Source organism: Stenotrophomonas sp. AR029 (genome assembly GCF_047520695.2).
Lineage (GTDB): Bacteria > Pseudomonadota > Gammaproteobacteria > Xanthomonadales > Xanthomonadaceae > Stenotrophomonas > Stenotrophomonas sepilia.
Genome location: NZ_JAXBQQ020000018.1, coordinates 1 through 2,023 on the forward strand (window position 1 = coordinate 1; position 2,023 = coordinate 2,023).

At 65.0% G+C, this 2,023-nt stretch carries 1 pseudogene; it reads left to right on the forward strand.

What is annotated here, in order from left to right:
- Positions 1-286: 286 nt before the first annotated feature.
- A pseudogene (locus ACM0PB_RS20160) lies at positions 287-2,023 on the forward strand (hypothetical protein); the annotation flags it as partial.

Below are 2,023 nucleotides of genomic sequence, written 5' to 3' on the forward strand. Positions count from 1 at the left end.
GCGGCCTGTCCGCCTGGGGTGGCCTCAACGTCTCGCGTGGTGATCACGGCTACCGCCAGACGAGCGCACAGCTGGGCGTGGCACGGCGCTGGTAGCAACAGCATCGTTGTAGCGCCGGGCCGACGCCCGGTGGCGTTCCTGGCCGCCAGCGCGGGTCTGCAATGCGGGCCGCGCAACGCCAGATGAACCCACCGACCCCTGTACTGCCTGATTGCAACAAGTTGCATGGATGGCCTCCGCGACAGAAAGGACCATTTGCGACATCGCCTTTCGTCGGAGCGCTTTCATGTGTCGCAATCATCGTGTCGTCCCCTCTTTGGGGCTGCTTGCTGGCGTGCTCGCCGGCTTCTCGGCGCATGCGCAACAGGTCATCGCCGACGGTGATGAGCAGACGCCTGCAGCCGGTGACTATCGAGCCTCCAGCCGTCCACTCTTCCACGCGCTCAACGGCGGTTCCATCGTCCCCGCAGGCGCGGTGAACCTGTACCAGTCGGGCAGCGGCCGTCCAGCGGTCCTGGCGGAAGGCGACGGCAGCCGGATCGTGCTGGATGGCGGCAGCATCCAGACCAATGGCAGCGATGCACACGGCATTTCCGCGAGGTCCGCGGCATCGGTGCATGTCTCGAACATGGACATTTCGGTAGGAGGTTTGCGAAGCACCGGAGTTTCGGTGGACGGAGGGGACGTTATCCTCGAGAACGTCGGTATCACGACGGCCGAAAGCAGTGGCGCTGGTATCTCGGTACAGGACGGCAGCCTGCAGATGCGGGGCGGGAAGATCACCTCGAACAGCGACACGGCCTTCGTAGCGACCGGTGGAACGTCGCTGCTGGAGGGCGTGCAGGTGGACCTGCAGGGGAATTCGGGCACCGGCATCCTGGCCACGGGTACATCGGAGATCGTGCTGCGGAATGTCCGCATCGTTGAAAAACCGGCTGCACCGGGGTCGTTCTTCGAACCCCGGGGCATTGTTGTGCGCGAAAGTGCGCGGCTGGCGCTGCATGGCGTTGAGATCGTCTTGAGTGACCAGGAGAAATTCTTCAGTCCGGCGGGCCTGTCGCTGGCCGACGGAGGGATGGCACAGGTCTACGCCAGCCGGATTCATGCTGGAGGCGGCGTGGCGGCACGTATCTACAAGGGGCAGCTGGATATCGCCGGCAGCGAGCTGAGCGGGGTCATCGCGTTGGACCTGAACAGTGGCATGGGCACGGTATCCGGCAGCCAGCTGAGCGCTACCTACATAGCGGTCGACGTCCGCGGCGACGGAAGCCAGCTCACCCTTGGAAACAGCATTGTTTCTTCCAGCGGGAGCAATGCAGTATCAATAACGGGTAGTGACCATACCGTCCTGGTCGGCGAGAGCCGGCTTGAGGCTGCTGCAGGCGTAGAAGGCGCCAGATCCGGCACAGGCCTCTCCATCACCGGAGAGCGCAATACGGCCAAGGTTGAATCGAGTTTCATCAGTGGCGGGAACGGTATTCGCTCGTCGGGCAACAACGCGCTGGAGGTGCGCGGTTCCAGCCTCAGCGCGCTGGCCGATTCCGGTGTGGCCCTGTGGTTGGAAGGTGGCAAGGCCACGGTCCACGAGAGTGCGTTGCAGGCATCGGGCCACGGAGCAACGGCCCTCCTGGCTGATGGCAGCCGTGTCGGCGCAACGCCTCCCACGGTAGACATGGTGGGTTCCTGGATCACGACCGAGGGCGACCAGGCTTCGGCGGTGGTTGCGCGACAGGGCGGTACTATCCGTTTGGACGGCTCGGTGGTGCGTACCACCGGTACAGACGCGACCGGCGTGATGGCCGGTGGCACCGGCGACGTTGTGCTGCACGACACCCACGTATTGACCGAAGGCGAGGGCTCGTGGGCGACAGTGGTCAACGATGGCGGCCGCCTGCAGATCGATGGCGGATCGCTGGTAAGCCAGCAGCACGGCGGCGCCTGGATCCGTTCCACGCGTGATGCCGGACTGGCGCTGGGCAAGGGCGCGGTGCTGTACGGTGGCAACGGCATCGCCGTGCAGCTG